The following is a 15,887-nucleotide window of genomic DNA, read 5'->3' on the forward strand; positions in this document are numbered from 1 at the left end:
AGGCCCCCGCGGCGGTGACGCCGCGTATCCGGTTCGGGAGCGCACGCATGAGGCACGCACGACGACGCATCGTCCGGCGAGTGGCACGGCTGGCAGCCGTCGGCGGACTCCTGCTGGGCGGCACGATGGTCACCCGGGCCGTGGCGAGCGAACCCCCCGGCGCCCCGGCCGCCCCCCGCACGCTGGCGGGGCCGGCGTCCGACACGGGCAGCGCCCTGGTGGCACGTCTCGGCACCTCCCGTACGGCGGGTCACTGGGTCGGCGCGGACGGGCGGCCGTTCGTCGCCGTCACCGACGAGGAGGCGGCCGACGAGGTGCGGCGGACGGGCGCCGAGGCGAAGGTCGTCCGCCACAGCATGGCGGAGCTGCAGTCGGCGACGGCCGCGCTGCGTTCGGCACCCCGGGTGGCGGGGACGGCGTGGGCCCTCGACTACCGGTCGAACGAGGTGGTGGTACGGGGCGACAGCACCGTCTCCGCAGCCGACTGGTCGCGGCTGACCCGGGTCGCGGAGGGCGCCGGCGGTCTCGTCCGCATGGAACGCACCCGGGGCGCGTTCACGACGCGCCTGAACGGGGCGCGGCCCATCCTGTCGACGGCCGGCCGCTGCTCGGCGGGGTTCAACGTGACCGACGGCCGGAGCGACTTCATCCTCACCGCCGGTCACTGCGGGCCGACGGGGTCGGTCTGGTTCGGGGACGACGGGGGCGGCCGGCAGCTCGGGAAGACGGTCGCCGGGAGCTTCCCCGGGGACGACTTCTCCCTGGTGGAGTACGCGAACGGCAGGGCGGGCGACGGCGCCGACGTGGTCGCGGTGGGCGGCGGCAAAGGGGTGCGGATCACGGGCACGGGCGAAGCGGCCGTCGGGCAGCGGGTGTTCCGCAGCGGCAGTACGAGCGGACTGCGCGACGGTCAGGTCACCGGGCTCGACGCGACGGTCAACTACCCGGAGGGGACGGTCTCCGGCCTCATCCAGACGAACGTGTGCGCCGAGCCCGGGGACAGCGGGGGCCCGATGTTCTCCGAGGGGATCGCCCTCGGCGTGACCTCGGGAGGCAACGGCGACTGCGCCAAGGGCGGTACGACGTTCTTCCAGCCGGTGACGGAGGCGCTGGCGTCGCTCGGCATGCGGGTGATCGTCTCGTCGCCCGACGGGTCCGGGCAGCGGGCCGCGCCCGCGCCGCCGGCCTCGGCCGCCGGAAGTGCCGCACCGGGTGCGGCATCGCCGGGGGCGCCGGCGCCGGTTGCGGGCGTCGACGGCTCCACGCTGCTGTCCCGGCTCGCGGACCGCCGCAACGTCGGCCCCGGTCTGCTGGTGATCGCGGGCAGCCTGGTCGCGCTGGCGGCGACCCGGTGGCTGCGCTCGGAGCGGGACCGCAAGGCGTACCGGCGGTACTACTCGGCGACGTGGGGCTGAGCTGTGGTGGGCGCCGACGGGCGAAGCCGGCGGCGCCGTGGCGGACGGCAGGGGCCGTACGAGAAGAGCACCCCTTCCCGGGGTGCCGGGGCCGGCCCGCGACGGGCCGGGGTGGCTCAGGCGGTCAGGCGGCCTTGGCCGGCTCGGGGGCCGCGGCGGCCCACTCCAGGACGAGCCGCTGGTACTCCTCGCGCTGCTCGACGCTCAGTGTCCCGCCCGACCGGAGCCACAGGGCCCGGATCTCCTCGTTGACCTCGGCAGCCGATCGCTCGGAGGAGGGTTCAACAGTGGTGGACATGCTGTGAAGCATACGGCGCCCGGCGTGAAGACGATGTGAGTAATCGCGCGCCAAACGGACATATCAGACCGTGTTACTGATCACGTCGATCTTCCCATCTGTCAAGACCTGCGGGCGAGTTCGTGCGCGGCGGTTGTGTTCCGGCACACAGGACCCGCCTTCACCGGTGTCGCACGGATCACGGAAGTGAACACAGGAGAGGAGTGCCGGCACACCGCCGGCGGGTACGGCTTCGACGTGACGGCCGTCACCCAGCCGGCCGGCTTCCCTCTCGACCAGCGAAGGGCACGCCCTCCATGACGTTCTCCCTCGGCATCGTCGGCGCCGGTCAGTTCTCCGGCCGGTTCGCCAGGCTGTTCCTGGCCCATCCCGGTGTGAGCGACGTGTACGTCACCGACCTGATCCCGGAACGCGCCGAGCGGCTGGCCGCCGCCGAAGGCCTCACCGGCACGTTCCCCGGCTACGAGGCGATGCTGGAGTCGAGGGCGGTCGACGCCGTCGCGGTCTTCACGCAGCGCTGGACCCACGGCCCGCTGGTGCTCCAGGGGCTGCGCGCGGGCAAGCACGTGTACTCGACGGTCCCCATGGCGATCAGCGCCCGGGAGATCGCGGAGATCATCGACGCGGTCAAGGCGACCGGACTGACCTACATGATGGGTGAGACCAGCCACTACCACCCGGCCACCGTGCACGCCCGCGACCGGATCGCCGAGGGTGCCTTCGGGCGGCTCTTCTACGCCGAGGGCGACTACGTCCACGACATGGACCTGGGCTTCTACGACGCCTACCGGTACAGCGGGGGCGAGGACTGGAAGTCGACCGCCAGCTACCCGCCGCTGCTCTACCCGACGCACTCGGTGGGCGGGGTGCTGGGCGCCTGGCGGACGCACGCGGTGAGCGTCTCGGCGATCGGCGTGGTGGACGAGCGCGGGGACGGTGTGTTCGACCGGTCGGTCAGCCGGTTCGACAACGACGTCTCCAACGCGACCGCGCTGTTCGAGGTGGCCGGCGGCGGCTCGTTCCGCACGAACGAGTTCCGGCGGGTCGGCTATCCCTCGTTCGTCCGGGAGTCCCGTTTCCGGTTCTTCGGCACCGAGGCGAGCATGGAGCAGCTCGCCACGGTGGCGCTGTGGCAGGACAGGAACGGGGTGGAGGACATCAGCGAGCTGCTGGAGCCCAAGCCCGCCACGGACCCCGACGACCCGTCCCTGCGGAACGTCGCGCCGGAGCTGCGGGCCGCCTTCACCTCGGGGTCGGCGCCGGTGCACGACCGGACACGGCTGCCGCGGTCCTTCGACCGCCTGCACAACGGGCACGAGGGCAGCCACCACTTCCTCGCGGACGACTTCGTGACCGCGGTCGCCACCCGCACCCTGCCGCCGGTGAACGCGTGGGTCGCGGCCCGGTACACCCTGCCGGGCATCGTCGCGCACGAGTCCGCGCGGCAGGGCGGGGTCAGGCTGGAGATCCCGGACTTCGGGGACGCGCCACCGGTGTGACGGGGTCGTGCCGGCCGGGTGCCCGTGTCCGTCAGGTGCCCGGCTTGCGGCCGTACACGTAGACGTCGTCGCCGTTCCTCAGCAGCGACCAGTACTTCTTGGCGTCGGTCTTCGTCATGTTGACGCAGCCGTGGGAGCCGGGCGGGTTCCACATGCTGACGCCCACCGAGTGGAAGGCCTGACCGCCGTCGAAGAACTGGCTGTAGGGCATCGGCACGTCGTAGATCGTGGAGACGTGGTCGATATGCCGCCAGTAGATCTTCTTCAGGCCGGTGCGGGTCTCGTAGCCGTTGCGGCCCGTGCGGACCGGCACCGGGCCGTAGACCAGCTTCTTGCCGTCCTGGATCCAGCTCAGCTGGAGGGTCAGGTCCACGCAGGCGATGCGCCCCTTGTTGACCGGGCATTTGCCCGACTTGTTCGGGTTCTTGCCGACGGCCTTCTGCTTCTGCATCAGGTCCATCACCCCCCAGGTGACGGGGCCCGCGTAGCCGATGTTCGGCGTGATGCCGTGCTTGGTCTGGAAGGCCCGGGTCGCCTTGCAGTCGGCGGCGGACTGCTTGCCGTCGACCGGGCGGCCGAGGAACTTCTCGACCTTCTTCTGATACGGACCCGTCTGTGTGGTGCAGCTCGCGGCCTCGGCCGGTGCGGCGCCGAGCGCGAGTGTGAGCGGCGCCACCAGTGCGGTGAGCCCGAGTGCGACGGCGCCCCGTCTGCGTATGTCCCCCATGGCCGGTCAGCCTTTCGCGTCGAAGCGGTGGAGTGGGCGGAAGGTCGCCCGTGGTGCGATCCCGGCCTGCTAGACAGCCGTGCGGCGGTTTCGGTTGCCCACCGTCGGGCGTCGCGACGAAACCGTGACGAACGACACCGGACCGCCCGCTCCGGCGCGCGGGTCACTCCGTGTCGTCCCACTCCTTCAGGGCCTGCCGGAAACCGGTGTTCACCGCGGTCAGACCGCCGTCGACGGTCAGGGTGGTCCCGGTGATCCAGGACGCGTCGCGCGAGGCGAGGAAGGCGACGGCCGCCGCGATGTCGCCGGGCTCCCCGACCCGCCCCAGCGGATACAGGCCGCGCACCGCCGCCAGCTCGTCGTCCCGGCCCTCCCATGCCGTGGTGCGCACGGTGCCCGGCGCCACCAGGTTGACGCGGACACCCCGCGCGGCGGCGTGTCCGGCGAGGGTGCGGGTCAGGGAGGCCAGACCGGCCTTGGCCGCGCTGTAGGCGTGGTTGCCGAAGTCCTGGATGCCGTTGACCGAGCCGATGCTCACGATCGCGCCGCGGCCCGAGGCCGCCAGGTGGGGCAGCGCGGCACGACAGCAGCGGTAGGCGCCGGTGAGGGTGACGTCGAGGTCGCGCGCCCACGCCTCGTCCGGTTCGTCCTCGAAGAGCGGGGCGTCGGGGGTGCAGGCGTAGGCGTTGCTGACCAGCACGTCGAGGGAGCCGAAGGCGTCGACGGCGCGGGCGACCGCCGCCTCCACGGACGCCCGGTCGGTGACGTCGCAGAAGAACGCCTCGGCGGTGAGTCCGCGTCCACGCAGCGCCGCCGCGGTCCTCTCCGCCGCGGGCCGGTCCGCGTCGGTCACCAGTACACCGGCCCCCTCCTCGGCGAGCCGTGCGGCGGTGGCGGCGCCGATGCCGCGCGCGGCGCCGGTGACGAGAACGCCGTGTCCCTCGAAGCGCTTGGTGTCGGTCATGGCGCCGACGGTAGTGCGTCGGCGCCCGGAGGTCAGCGGTAACCGGTCACGTCCGCCGGCTTGTCCGCGTCCTGGACCTCGACGAGGTAGCGCCAGGCGTCGGGGCGGCTGCCGTCGAGGTCGGTGAAGCCGTACTCCCGCGCGAGCCCGCCGCTGGAGAGGGACTGCCCGTTGAAGCGTGCCACGCCCGGATCGGCGGCCAGTGCGGCCACGGCGCGGCCGACGTAGCGGGGGGTCTCGGAGATGGCGAAGTGGGGGACGCGGTCGAGGGCGTCGCGCCAGTTCTCCTCCCGTACGCCGAAGTGGTCGAGCATGATCTCCGAGCGCAGCCAGCCCGGCGTCAGCGCGACGGCACTCGCGCCGCGCGGTCCGAGTTCGTGGCCGAGGGCGAAGGCCATGCGCAGCACCGAGGACTTGGCGAGGTCGTAGAAGAAGGAGACCCGGTAGTTCTCCCGGTTGTAGTCGGCGGTGCCGTCGGTGACCTCGACGACGAGGCCCCCGGGGCCGCGCAGCAGCAGGGGGAGGGCGTGGTGGCTGGTGATCGCGTGGGTCTCCACGGCGAGCCGCAGGAGCCTGAGCCCCTTGTCGAGGTCGTGCTCCCAGACGGGGCGGTCCCACTCGAAGAGGCTCTCGCCGCCCCAGACGTCGTTGACCAGGACGTCCAGGCGGGCCTGTTCACGGGCGATGCGGTCGACGAGCGCGGCGACCTCGGCGGGTACGAGGTGGTCGGTGGGAACGGCGACGCCGTGGCCGCCGGCCTCGGTGACCAGGTCGGCGGTGTCCTCGATGGTCTCGGGGCGGTCGTACTCCGAGCGCCGGGCACGCGTGGTGCGGCCGGTGACGTAGACGGTGGCGCCGGCCGCGCCCAGTTCGACGGCGATGCCGCGTCCGGCGCCGCGGGTCGCTCCGGCGACCAGTGCGACCTTGCCCTCGAGTGACTTTGCCATGTCCGGCTCCCGTTCCCTCTCACCACGAACCCACCACGTGCTCACCACGGACTGCGGATGAGCGATGTCGTGATCGAGACTGCCCGGGAAGCCGGACATCTTCTGTCACCTTTTCCGCGTGTCTCTCAGCTTGGCGCCGAGTGCCGCGCGGTCCGGTGTCAGTGGCCGCGTTCGATCCACTCCTTCAGGTGCGGGGCTTCGGCGCCGATCGTGGTCGGGTCGCCGTGGCCGGTGCGGACCTCCGTCCCGGGCGGCAGCACGAGGAGCCGGTCGCGGATCGAGTCGATGATCGTCGGGAAGTGGGAGTAGGAGCGGCCGGTGGCTCCGGGTCCGCCCTGGAAGAGCGTGTCGCCGGTGAAGACGGTGCCGAGGCCCGGGTCGTACAGGCAGACGGCGCCGGGGGCGTGTCCGGGGGTGTGCAGGACGGTCAGGTCGGCGCCGGCGGCCTCGATGACCTGGCCGTCGGTGAGCCAGGCGTCCGGTTCCCGGTCGGGGTGGGTCTGCTGCCACAGCGGCATGTCGTCGCGGTGCAGCCAGATGGTGGCGCCGGTGCGCTCGGCGAGGGCGGGCGCGGCGTTCACGTGGTCGTTGTGGGCGTGGGTGCACACGATGGCGGTCAGCCGGCGGTCGCCCACGGCCGCGGCGATGGCGTCGGCGTCGTGGGCGGCGTCGATGACGACGACCTCGTGGTCGTCGCCGACGAGCCAGACGTTGTTGTCGACGTCCCACGTGCCGCCGTCGAGGCTGAACGTGCCGGAGGTGACGAGGCGTTCGATGCGGGCGGTCATCACAGCACCACCACCGAACGCAGCACGTCGCCGGCGTGCATCCGCTCGAAGGCCTTCTCGACCTCGTCGAGCCGGACAGTCTCGGTGACGAACGCGCCGAGGTCCAGGCGGCCCTGGAGGTGGAGGTCGATGAGCATCGGGAAGTCTCGGGAGGGCAGACAGTCGCCGTACCACGACGACTTCAGCGAACCGCCGCGCCCGAAGACGTCGAGGAGCGGCAGTTCGAGCTTCATCTCGGGCGTCGGTACGCCGACGAGGACGACGGTGCCGGCGAGGTCCCGGGCGTAGAAGGCCTGCCGGTACGTCTCCGGGCGGCCGACCGCCTCGATGACGACGTCGGCGCCGAAGCCGCCGGTCAGTTCGCGGATCGCCTCGACGGGGTCGCTCTCACGGGAGTTGACGGTGTGGGTGGCGCCCATGGAGCGGGCGGTCTCCAGCTTGCGGTCGTCGATGTCGACGGCGATGATCTTCGCCGCCCCGGCGAGGCGGGAGCCGGCGACGGCCGCGTCGCCGACGCCGCCGCAGCCGATGACGGCGACCGTGTCGCCACGGCCGACGTTGCCGGTGTTGATGGCGGCGCCGATGCCGGCCATCACGCCGCAGCCCAGCAGTCCGGCCACCTCGGCGGAGACGGCCGGGTCGACCTTGGTGCACTGTCCGGCGGCGACCAGCGTCTTCTCGGCGAAGGCACCGATGCCGAGCGCCGGGGAGAGTTCCTGGCCGGTGGAGGCGAGGGTCATCTTCTGCTCGGCGTTGTGGGTGTCGAAGCAGTACCAGGGGCGCCCGCGCAGACAGGCACGGCACTTGCCGCACACGGCACGCCAGTTGAGGATGACGAAGTCGCCGGGGGCGACGTCGGTGACTCCGGCGCCGACCGACTCCACGACGCCCGCGGCCTCGTGGCCGAGGAGGAAGGGGAAGTCGTCGCTGATGCCGCCCTGCTTGTAGTGCAGGTCGGTGTGGCACACCCCGCAGGCCTGGATCTCGACCACGGCCTCGCCCGGTCCCGGATCGGGCACGACGATCGTCTCGATCCGTACCGGCTCGTCCTTGCCCGGTGCGATCACGCCGCGTACTTCCTGCGCCATGGTCATGACTCCTTCGTCGGCCACTCGTGGTTCCTCCCCGACCCTACGCGCACCTGATCGGCGAGGGGCCGGTGACGGGGCGGTCCGGGCACCCGCGCCGCCCGGTGCCACGCCGGCCCGTGAGCGTGGGCACGGGCGGGGTGACGGGGCTGGTCGCGCATCGACCGGGCGAACAAGGAGGCCGGGTGGCGGGGTGCGTGACGGGCGCCGCGCCGGGGCTGTGCGCACGGCGGGGACGCCGGCCGTCGGGCACCGGGAGGAGCGGGACGTCACGAGACCGTGGAGGAGCGGTGGCGGCGGGCGGGGCCGCGTCGCAGCCGTGAGGGCCGCCCTGGCGCGGGCGGCCCTCGGTCAGGGGTGTGCGTCAGTTGGGGGCGGGGGCGCCGAGCAGCGGGGCCAGCAGGACGGTGACCGGATGCATCCTGTCGCCGCCTTCGGGCCGCGCGTCACGGGTGGTGTGCGACTCGTTGCTCTGCTTGGCCTCGACGCCCCGGCCGCCGGGGACGATCGACGGGAGAGTCGAGTCGAGTGCGCCACCGCCCGGCACGTCGATGTCGGCGGCGCTCGCCATCGGCGTGACGAGTCCGGTGACGGCAGCGGCGAGACCGATGGCGGCGGCGATACGTCGTTTCGAGATCATGTCTTCCGCAACGCGGACGGGACGAGGGCGGACACGGGCGGGCGGCCGCGCTCACCCGTCGGGAGCAGCGGCCGGCCGGGGTTGCCCGAGCCGCCCGGGCGGAGGACGCTCGAAGGAGAGGCCCTCCGCGGTCCGCTCCCGTCGGGCCGCGACCTTCGAGGGAGGTCGTCATGGGCACGAGCACAGGTACCGGCTTCGACGCCGAAGCGCTGCGCCGGGGCATCGAGGAAGAGACAGCGGCGACCTTGCTGTCGCTCTACGCGGACGACGCGGAGATCCGCATCGTGGACCGCTACACACAACCCAGCAGCCCCAAGGTCCTGCACGGCCGCGACGAGATCGCCGAGATGCTCGACGACGTCTACAGCCGCGACATGACGCACCGGCTCGAGAACTGCGTCGTCCAGGGCGACCGGGCCGCCTTCACGGAGTCCTGCGCCTATCCCGACGGCGCCCGTGTCCTGGCGGAGTCGATGATGTCGCTGCGGAACGGGAAGATCGTCGAGCAGACCATGATCCAGGCCTGGGACGAGTAGGCGCGGGGGCGGCCCCGCGCGTTCTCAGACGTCCCCGCCGGAGGGTGGCCAGACCGGTGGCCGCAGGATGGACAGGAGCTGGCGGACGAGTTCGTCGACGACCTCGTCCAGCGTCGCGTCCACCCGCCCGGCGCTGAAGTCATGGAGCAGGCCGTTGACGCTGCCGATGAACGCCGTGGCGGCGAGCCGGTAGTCACGCCGCGCCGCCTCGCCGCGTGCGGCGGCCGACCCGGCCTCGGCGCAGATGAGGTCGATCCAGCGGGCGCGGCGGGCGAGCCGCTGTTCCTCCAGGCGCGGGCTGACGCCGACGATCTCGACGAAGGTGATGCGGATGCGGCGGGGGTCGGCGGTGACGTCCGCGGCGTAGGCGCGGAAGAGGGCGGCGGCGCGTTCGGCGACCGGCAGGTCCTGCGCCTGCGCCGCCGCGGCGCGTACGGCTTCCTCGGCCCAGGCGTTGACCTGGAGGTGGAGCGCGGCGAGGACGTCCTCCAGGGTGCGGAACTCCTCGTAGAACTGGCGGGTGGACAGGCCGGCGGCCTCGCTGAGGGCCGCGACGGTGGTGGCACGGTAGCCGGGGGTGTCGCCGAACAGCCGGAGCGCGGCGTCCAGGAAGCGGCGGCGCCGCTCGGCCTACCGCTGCGCGGCGGACTTGCCGCCGTATCGGCCCGTGGGCGCCCTGAGCCTGCCCGCCACCCGCGTCCCCCTTCGTGCCGGCCCTGGCGCCGATTCCCGGCGCCGGGGTCGATTTTGTCGTGTACGCGGTCTTGTGGAGCGGGGCACTCTCTCCTTACTTTTCAGTAAGTTCACTCTGAAAGCGGCTCTGTTCAGATTCTCCGCGCCTTCGCGCCTGCACCCCGCCTTGCCCCCACCTTCAGAGGAGAGAGCAGCATGCCTGTTTCCGGATCCAGGCACCTTTGCTCCGTGGCCGCCGCCCTCGCGCTCACCGTCGCCGCTCCCGCGACCGCGACCGCCACCACCACGTCCCCGGCCGCCCCCGCCGCGCTGCGCGAGGTGATGTTCGTCGGCAACAACTGGGACGGCACCGCCGACGTCATCAGGTCCACCGGCGACTTCGCGAGGATCGGCCGGATCGGCGTCGTCCCGGACAAGCAGCAGCGGATGGCCGAGATCAACGCCGATCCGATCCGCTGGATCTACTTCCAGGCCATCCGGGGCGGCGTCGGCGAGGGACACGACCAGCTCGTCGACGACATGTACTCGACGCCGGACGGAAAGTCGCTCGTCGTCTCACGGCCGAGCTTCGCGGACGTCGTGTCCCTCGACCTCGCCACCGGACGCCTCAACTGGCGCTTCCCCGTGTCGGGTTACCGCGCCGACCACATGGCGGTGTCACCGGACGGCACCCGTGTCGCGGTGTCGGCCTCCACGTCCGGCACCGTGCACGTCCTGGACATCGGCACGGGCCGGCAGCTCGGCTCCTTCAGCACCGGGGACAAGCCGCACGAGAACATCTTCACCAAGGACGGCAAGTACCTCTGGAACATGTCCATCGGCGAGGTCAACACCGCGCTCGACGCCCCCTGGCTGGACTGGACGAAGGGCGACCGGCGCATCACCGTCGTGGACGCGACGACGTTCCGGCAGGTCAGGGTGATCGACATGCGTGAGCGTCTCGACGCGATCGGTCTCGGCGACTACTCCGACGCCGTGCGGCCCGCCGTGTTCTCCCCGGACGAGTCGAAGCTGTACTTCCAGGTCTCCTTCTTCAACGGCTTCTTCGAGTACGACCTCGCCACCGACCGGATCACCCGGACCAAGACCCTGCCGAAGAACCCCGCCACCAGCGAGGACCGCACCACCTGGGTCAACGACTCCCGGCACCACGGCCTGTCCATGGCCCCGGACGGCGCGAGGATCTGCGTCGCGGGGACGATGGACGACTACGCGACGGTCGTCGACCGTACGACGCTCGAGGAGGGCCCGCTGGTCCCGGCGGCCAAGCCCTACTGGGCCACGGTCAGCGGCGACGGCAGACAGTGCGTGATCTCCGAGAGCGGCGCCGACCAGGTCACGGCCATCGACTTCGCCACCGGCGAGAAGACGGTCTCCGTCCCCGTCGGCGACCATCCGCAGCGTGTCCGGCTCGGCCATGTCACGGCCGACTGGAGCGGGCCGTCGGCCGGCTGACCCGCGCGCGCCCGTCGACCGGAAATGTCCGCCCCTTTTGTGTGTGTGAGCCGCGCGCAGAGGGGTAGTCGCCCGGCATCGGATGAGGCATGCATGTCCTCGGCAGTACTCCTGACGGAAGGAGGTCCGTGACAGCGCACACTCGTAGCGCCCGGGCCGCTTCCTCCGACACGGAGCGACCCGGCACGTAGCGGGCAGCGCCCTCAGGGGCGCTGCCCGTCCCTGTGCACCGCACTCAACGACGCCGCGGCAGGCGGTGCAGTTCGACGTCCTCGAGACGGCCGTCGGCGACCGTGGCGGTCATGTACGTGCAGTACGGCTGGCGGCGCCGGTCGGTCGGCGATCCGGGGTTCAACAGCCGCAGGCCGGTGTCGGCCGTGGTGTCCCACGGGATGTGGCTGTGCCCGAAGACCAGCACGTCCAGGTCGGGGAAGCGAGCGGCACAGCGTGCCTCCCGGCCCTTGGCGGCACCCGTCTCGTGGACGACGCCGAACCGCAGACCGCCGAGGTCGGCGCAGGCCACCTCGGGCAGCCGGGCACGCAGACCGGGCCCGTCGTTGTTGCCGTACACCGCGACGAGCCGCCGGCTGCGCTCCTCCAGCAGGTCGAGCGTGTCCGTGTCGACCCAGTCCCCGGCGTGCAGGACGACGTCGGCGCGCGGGATCCGGGCCAGCAGGGGCGCGGGCAGCTCCCTGGCGCGCTTCGGCAGGTGGGTGTCGGACATGAGCAGCAGGCGCACGGATCCAGCCTAGCGGCCCGGCCTCCTTGTTGAGCAGGTAAGACTGATCAGCCCGAACTGGACAGTTCCACCTGTCGAAATCTACGGTGGCGGTATGGAAGCCGACGCCGCCGAGCCCGCCGAGGGTGTCTCCGACTCCGCCGCCCGTGCCGCGCGCGAGCTGCACGTCGTCTTCAGCCGACTGCGGCGGCGGATCCGGGAGGTGGCGCGGGACGAGGACCTCACGCCCTCCCAGGTGTCGGCGCTCACACTGGTCGGCAAGCACGGCGCGGCGACGGCCAGCGCTCTGGCGTCCGCCGAGGGAGTCCGGCCGCAGTCGATGGCGGCCACGCTGCTCGCCCTCGACCAGCACGGACTGATCCGCCGCAGCCCCGACCCGGAGGACGGGCGACGGCAGCTCGTCACCCTCACGGGGGCGGGCCGTGCCCGCATCGAGGGCGACCGGCAGGTCCGCGAGGAGTGGCTGGCCCGCGCCTTCCAGGACCGTTGCACCGCCGCGGAACGGGACACCGTCCTCGACGCACTCGCCCTGCTGCAACGGCTGACCCGGCCGTGACAGCGGGCCCCGGCGGACGGACCGGCGCGTCCTCACCCGTCCGAACCGTCCGAACCACCGAACCACCGGAAAGGCCCACCCCCATGGCAGTCACCGCCCTCGACCCCCGCACCGCCCTCGTGGTGATCGACCTCCAGGCCGGCATCGTCGCCGCGCCCACCCGGCCCCACGACGCTGCCGACGTGGTCGCCCGCAGCGTCGAGCTGGCGGACGCCTTCCGCGCACGGGACCTGCCCGTGGTGCTGGTCCGGGTCTCCTTCGCCGCCGACGGCGCGGACGCCGTGCCCGGCCGGACCGACGCCGGGGCCGCCGGCGGGACCCGGCCGGAGGGCTGGGACGTCCTGGTCGACGAGCTGGCCGGTCACCCCGGCGACATCACCGTCACCAAGCGCAACTGGGGGGCCTTCCACGGCACCGGACTCGACGTCCAGCTGCGCCGCCGGGGCGTGACCCAGATCGTGCTGACCGGCATCGCCACCAGCATCGGCGTGGAGTCCACCGCCCGGGCGGCGCACGAGCACGGCTACCACGTCACCCTCGCCACCGACGCCATGAGCGACATGGACGCCGACGCGCACCGCAACAGTGTCGAGCGGATCTTCCCGAGGCTGGGCGAGACCGGCACCACGGCCGAGATCCTGGAACTGCTGGCCAAGACCCACTGCTGAGACCGCCGGACCGGGCACCCGCGCCACCGAAGGCGGCGGCCCCGGACACGGGCCGCGCCGGCACGACGGCCGGCGCTCGGTGATCTCGGTCCCGGGGTGCGGTCAGTCCTCGCCCCGGACGATGTTCGACTCCTGGCCCGTCCGCGACGCGCGCGGGAGGTCGCCGTCCTCGACGGCCGGTATCCAGGTGCGCACGGCACCCTTGCTGCGCAGGCGGCGGGCGGTGGACCAGCCCGTCTCCAGGCGGCGGACAACGGGTTTCTCACTGGTGTCCGCGCTCACGAGGCATCATCTTCCTTCTCTGTCCGGTGCCGTTACCCCTTCGGGTCCCCGGGAGCGCGCCGGGGAAACGGACGCGCCGCTCGCACGGGCCGGCCCGTGCGGTCCGGCCCGTGCGCGGGACGGCGTCGCGCGGGCGGGTCCGGCGCCTCTCAGCGGCCCAGCGCGATCTCGCTCCACACCTGCTTGCCGCCGCTGACCGGCAGTGTCCCCCACGTCGCCGACACCGCCTCGACCAGCAGGATGCCGCGGCCGCCCGTGGCCTCCCAGCCGATGCTGGTCGGTTTGACCGGCGTACGGGGCGACGCGTCCGCGACCGCGACGCGCAGCCGGCCGCCCACCAGGGTGAGGTCGAGCCGCACCTTGCCGTCGGTGTGCACCAGGGCGTTGGTGACCAGCTCGGAGACGACCAGGAGCACGGCGTCGATGTCGGCCGCCGGCACGCCCCAGGAGCGCAGGGTGCGGTTGGTGAAGCGGCGGGCGTGCCGGACGGCCTCGGGCAGCCGCCACACCGTCCACGTCTCCCGGCGCGGGCGCGTCTCCATGCCGTCGTAGCGCACCAGCAGCAGGGCGACGTCGTCGCTGCGGCGGGCGTTGCCGAGCAGGGCGTCGGCGACGAGACCGAGGTGGGCGGGGTCGGAGACGGCCAGCGCGTGCGCGAAGCGGTCCATGCCCTCGTCGATGTCGGCGTCGGCGGACTCCACCAGCCCGTCCGTGGTGAGGGCGATCAGGGTGCCGGGGCGCAGCCGGAGCGGGCTCATCGGGAAGTCGGCCTGCGTCACCACGCCGAGCGGGGGCCCGCCCTCCGCCTCCGCGATCTCCGTGCTGCCGTCGGGGTGGCGCAGCACCGGCGGCAGGTGACCCGCGCGGACGCACCAGGCGGAGCCCTCCTCCATGTCGAGGTCGACGTAGACGCAGGTGGCGAAGAGGTCGGTGCCCATGTCGGTCAGCAGCCGGTTGGCCCGGGAGACGACCACGTCCGGCGGGTGTCCCTCGACGGCGTAGGCGCGCAGGGCGGTCCTCATCTGGCCCATGAGGGTGGCGGCGCCGGCGCTGTGGCCCTGGACGTCGCCGATGACGAGGGCGACATGGTGGTCGGGCAGCGGGATCACGTCGTACCAGTCGCCGCCGAGCTCCAGTCCGGCCGTGCTGGGCAGGTAGCGTGCGGCGGCCACCGCGCCGGGCAGTTTCGGCAGGCGGCGCGGGAGCAGCTGGCGCTGGAGCATGCCGACGAGCTCGTGCTCGGCGTCGAAGGCGTGGGCGCGCATCAGCGCCTGCCCGGCGAGACCGGCGGAGGCGGTGAGCAGGGCGCGCTCGTCGGGGCCGAAGTCGTGCGGTGAGTCCCAGCCGATCAGGCAGACGCCGGCCGTGCGGCCCGCGGCCGGCAGCGGCAGCACGGCCAGGCCGCCGGGGCCGACATCGGCGAGCGCGGGCTCCAGCGCGGTGCCGGCGGGCCAGATCTGGGCGCGGCCCTCGCGCAGCGCCGAGGCGAGGGTGGGCATGGCGCGGACGGGCGCGTCGGGCCACTCGGTGCGCCACTCCAGCCGCCACAGCTCGGGCCAGGACTCCGGTTCCGGCGGGTCGAGGACGGTGACGACGAGGCGGTCGCCCTCCAGCTCGGCCAGGGCGATCCGGTCGGCGCGCAGCGGTCGGCGCAGGGCGGCGACCACGGCCTGGCTGACGTCCCGGACGGTGCCCGCCGTGGCCAGCGCGGCGGCCAGGCGCTGGACGCGGGCGACGTCGGTCACGTCGGGGCGCAGGGTGGAGGCGTCGGCGACGGTGCCGACGAGGCGGGCGGGCCGGCCGTCGCCGCCCGGCAGCAGGCGCCCGCGCAGTCGCAGCCACTTCGGTGGGCCGGTGGGCTGCAGCACCCGGAACTCCAGCTCCCGGTCGCCGATGGACATGTGGTCGGCCTCGACCACGGACATCAGGGAGGGCAGGTCCTCGGGCACGGTCAGGCCGAGCAGCGTCTCCACCTTGCCGTCGAAGTCGCCCGGGGCGAGCGCGAACAGCCGCAGGATGCCGTCGCCGACCTCCACCCGGCCGGTGTCCATGGCCAGGGAGAACGCGTCCGGCCGCAGTTCACGGCTGTCGGCGGGCGCGGGCGGGGCGGGGCCGACGGCGGCCTCGGCGACCAGTTCGAGACAGGCCCGGTCCTCGGGGCCGAAGCCTGCGGGGCACTCGGTCAGGGCGAGCAGACAGCCGCCGTCGCGGGGCACGGGCAGGGCGGCGAGGGAGAAGCCGCTGGAGGGGACGTGCCGTGATTCGGCGGACCCGGCGAACTCCTCGGGCCCGAGCCACACCGGCGCACCGCCCCGATGGGCGTCGGCGACCGGGGAGCCGCCGGCCGCGGGGTAGCTGTCGCGCACGCCGTACAGCGTCCTCGGCACGCCGACCGATTCGGCGAGGCAGAGCAGCTCACGGTCCTCGCCGGGCGTGTACACGGCGGCGAAGGCGGCCCCGCCGAACACGAGGGCCTGTTCGAGGACGCGGCGCAGCCGGTCGCCGCGGTCCGGGAGGGCCGCGACCGCCTTCAGGGCACCCTGGGCACGCAGCGTTCTCGTCCCGCGTTCCACGGCGCCCTGTCTGACCACG

16 protein-coding genes and 1 pseudogene are annotated in these 15,887 nt (G+C 73.1%); 6 read left to right on the forward strand and 11 right to left on the reverse strand.

Features of this window, described 5'->3' with window-relative positions:
• Nucleotides 1-47 precede the first annotated feature (47 nt).
• Entirely contained in the window at nt 48-1,415 is a 1,368-nt protein-coding gene (locus ACGF3H_RS06495) for a S1 family peptidase (protein WP_362496115.1), read from the forward strand.
• A gap of 124 nt (nt 1,416-1,539) precedes the next feature.
• Here the strand turns inward: ACGF3H_RS06495 and ACGF3H_RS06500 are convergent, their stop codons facing one another.
• Nucleotides 1,540-1,725: a hypothetical protein gene (locus tag ACGF3H_RS06500; RefSeq protein WP_077797204.1), complete on the reverse strand. Its 186-nt coding sequence runs from the start codon at nt 1,723-1,725 to the stop codon at nt 1,540-1,542.
• Between the two features lie 284 nt (nt 1,726-2,009).
• Here ACGF3H_RS06500 and ACGF3H_RS06505 point away from each other — a divergent pair, with 284 nt between their 5' ends.
• On the forward strand, nt 2,010-3,212 hold the full coding sequence (locus tag ACGF3H_RS06505) for a Gfo/Idh/MocA family oxidoreductase (protein WP_362496118.1): 1,203 nt from the start codon (nt 2,010-2,012) through the stop codon (nt 3,210-3,212).
• 31 nt (nt 3,213-3,243) lie between these two features.
• On the opposite strand, the gene ACGF3H_RS06510 is transcribed toward ACGF3H_RS06505, so the two are convergent.
• The 6 genes from ACGF3H_RS06510 to ACGF3H_RS06535 form a co-directional block, all read right to left on the reverse strand.
• The gene (locus ACGF3H_RS06510; RefSeq protein WP_362496119.1) at nt 3,244-3,939 is read right to left on the reverse strand and encodes a L,D-transpeptidase; all 696 of its coding nucleotides are present in this window, start codon (nt 3,937-3,939) and stop codon (nt 3,244-3,246) included.
• A gap of 163 nt (nt 3,940-4,102) precedes the next feature.
• On the reverse strand, nt 4,103-4,903 hold the full coding sequence (locus ACGF3H_RS06515; protein ID WP_362496121.1) for an SDR family NAD(P)-dependent oxidoreductase: 801 nt from the start codon (nt 4,901-4,903) through the stop codon (nt 4,103-4,105).
• 32 nt (nt 4,904-4,935) lie between these two features.
• Nucleotides 4,936-5,850, reverse strand: a complete 915-nt coding sequence (locus ACGF3H_RS06520) for an SDR family oxidoreductase (protein WP_362496123.1) — start codon at nt 5,848-5,850, stop codon at nt 4,936-4,938.
• Nucleotides 5,851-6,008: 158 nt separating this feature from the next.
• The gene (locus ACGF3H_RS06525) at nt 6,009-6,638 is read right to left on the reverse strand and encodes an MBL fold metallo-hydrolase (protein ID WP_362496125.1); all 630 of its coding nucleotides are present in this window, start codon (nt 6,636-6,638) and stop codon (nt 6,009-6,011) included.
• Entirely contained in the window at nt 6,638-7,726 is a 1,089-nt protein-coding gene (locus tag ACGF3H_RS06530) for an S-(hydroxymethyl)mycothiol dehydrogenase (RefSeq protein WP_362496128.1), read from the reverse strand. The genes ACGF3H_RS06525 and ACGF3H_RS06530 overlap by 1 nt, the downstream gene beginning before the upstream one ends.
• A 364-nt stretch (nt 7,727-8,090) precedes the next feature.
• Entirely contained in the window at nt 8,091-8,366 is a 276-nt protein-coding gene (locus ACGF3H_RS06535; RefSeq protein WP_362496130.1) for a hypothetical protein, read from the reverse strand.
• A gap of 170 nt (nt 8,367-8,536) precedes the next feature.
• On the opposite strand from ACGF3H_RS06535, the gene ACGF3H_RS06540 reads away from it, so the two are divergent.
• Entirely contained in the window at nt 8,537-8,902 is a 366-nt protein-coding gene (locus ACGF3H_RS06540; protein ID WP_362496133.1) for a nuclear transport factor 2 family protein, read from the forward strand.
• Between the two features lie 24 nt (nt 8,903-8,926).
• Here the strand turns inward: ACGF3H_RS06540 and ACGF3H_RS06545 are convergent.
• Nucleotides 8,927-9,595 (reverse strand): annotated as a pseudogene (locus ACGF3H_RS06545) (helix-turn-helix domain-containing protein).
• Nucleotides 9,596-9,790: 195 nt separating this feature from the next.
• Between ACGF3H_RS06545 and ACGF3H_RS06550 the strand changes: the two are divergent.
• Complete coding sequence (locus ACGF3H_RS06550; protein WP_362496135.1) at nt 9,791-11,050, forward strand: YncE family protein; 1,260 nt, start codon at nt 9,791-9,793, stop codon at nt 11,048-11,050.
• A gap of 235 nt (nt 11,051-11,285) precedes the next feature.
• Here the strand turns inward: ACGF3H_RS06550 and ACGF3H_RS06555 are convergent, their stop codons facing one another.
• Nucleotides 11,286-11,789, reverse strand: coding sequence for a metallophosphoesterase (locus ACGF3H_RS06555; protein WP_362496138.1), 504 nt, complete (start codon nt 11,787-11,789; stop codon nt 11,286-11,288).
• A 94-nt stretch (nt 11,790-11,883) separates the two neighbouring features.
• Here ACGF3H_RS06555 and ACGF3H_RS06560 point away from each other — a divergent pair, with 94 nt between their 5' ends.
• Both ACGF3H_RS06560 and ACGF3H_RS06565 read left to right on the forward strand, forming a co-directional pair.
• Nucleotides 11,884-12,345, forward strand: coding sequence for a MarR family transcriptional regulator (locus ACGF3H_RS06560; RefSeq protein ID WP_362496141.1), 462 nt, complete (start codon nt 11,884-11,886; stop codon nt 12,343-12,345).
• An 83-nt stretch (nt 12,346-12,428) separates the two neighbouring features.
• Nucleotides 12,429-13,013, forward strand: a complete 585-nt coding sequence (locus ACGF3H_RS06565; protein WP_362496144.1) for a hydrolase — start codon at nt 12,429-12,431, stop codon at nt 13,011-13,013.
• A gap of 102 nt (nt 13,014-13,115) precedes the next feature.
• Here ACGF3H_RS06565 and ACGF3H_RS06570 read toward each other — a convergent pair whose 3' ends face one another.
• Nucleotides 13,116-13,295, reverse strand: coding sequence for a hypothetical protein (locus tag ACGF3H_RS06570; RefSeq protein ID WP_362496147.1), 180 nt, complete (start codon nt 13,293-13,295; stop codon nt 13,116-13,118).
• Nucleotides 13,296-13,444: 149 nt separating this feature from the next.
• Nucleotides 13,445-15,886, reverse strand: coding sequence for a SpoIIE family protein phosphatase (locus ACGF3H_RS06575; RefSeq protein ID WP_362496149.1), 2,442 nt, complete (start codon nt 15,884-15,886; stop codon nt 13,445-13,447).
• Nucleotide 15,887: the final 1 nt, after the last annotated feature.

The organism is Streptomyces sp. NPDC048185, assembly GCF_043202495.1.
Classification (GTDB): Bacteria; Actinomycetota; Actinomycetes; order Streptomycetales; family Streptomycetaceae; genus Streptomyces.

Excerpts from the sequence above, each read along its gene's own strand:
- ACGF3H_RS06495 (WP_362496115.1), top strand. The coding sequence starts at position 48 with ATGAGGCACGCACGACGACGCATCGTCCGGCGAGTGGCACGGCTGGCA.
- ACGF3H_RS06500 (WP_077797204.1), bottom strand. The coding sequence starts at position 1,725 with ATGCTTCACAGCATGTCCACCACTGTTGAACCCTCCTCCGAGCGATCG.
- ACGF3H_RS06505 (WP_362496118.1), top strand. The coding sequence starts at position 2,010 with ATGACGTTCTCCCTCGGCATCGTCGGCGCCGGTCAGTTCTCCGGCCGG.
- ACGF3H_RS06510 (WP_362496119.1), bottom strand. The coding sequence starts at position 3,939 with ATGGGGGACATACGCAGACGGGGCGCCGTCGCACTCGGGCTCACCGCA.
- ACGF3H_RS06515 (WP_362496121.1), bottom strand. The coding sequence starts at position 4,903 with ATGACCGACACCAAGCGCTTCGAGGGACACGGCGTTCTCGTCACCGGC.
- ACGF3H_RS06520 (WP_362496123.1), bottom strand. The coding sequence starts at position 5,850 with ATGGCAAAGTCACTCGAGGGCAAGGTCGCACTGGTCGCCGGAGCGACC.
- ACGF3H_RS06525 (WP_362496125.1), bottom strand. The coding sequence starts at position 6,638 with ATGACCGCCCGCATCGAACGCCTCGTCACCTCCGGCACGTTCAGCCTC.
- ACGF3H_RS06530 (WP_362496128.1), bottom strand. The coding sequence starts at position 7,726 with ATGGCGCAGGAAGTACGCGGCGTGATCGCACCGGGCAAGGACGAGCCG.
- ACGF3H_RS06535 (WP_362496130.1), bottom strand. The coding sequence starts at position 8,366 with ATGATCTCGAAACGACGTATCGCCGCCGCCATCGGTCTCGCCGCTGCC.
- ACGF3H_RS06540 (WP_362496133.1), top strand. The coding sequence starts at position 8,537 with ATGGGCACGAGCACAGGTACCGGCTTCGACGCCGAAGCGCTGCGCCGG.
- ACGF3H_RS06550 (WP_362496135.1), top strand. The coding sequence starts at position 9,791 with ATGCCTGTTTCCGGATCCAGGCACCTTTGCTCCGTGGCCGCCGCCCTC.
- ACGF3H_RS06560 (WP_362496141.1), top strand. The coding sequence starts at position 11,884 with ATGGAAGCCGACGCCGCCGAGCCCGCCGAGGGTGTCTCCGACTCCGCC.
- ACGF3H_RS06565 (WP_362496144.1), top strand. The coding sequence starts at position 12,429 with ATGGCAGTCACCGCCCTCGACCCCCGCACCGCCCTCGTGGTGATCGAC.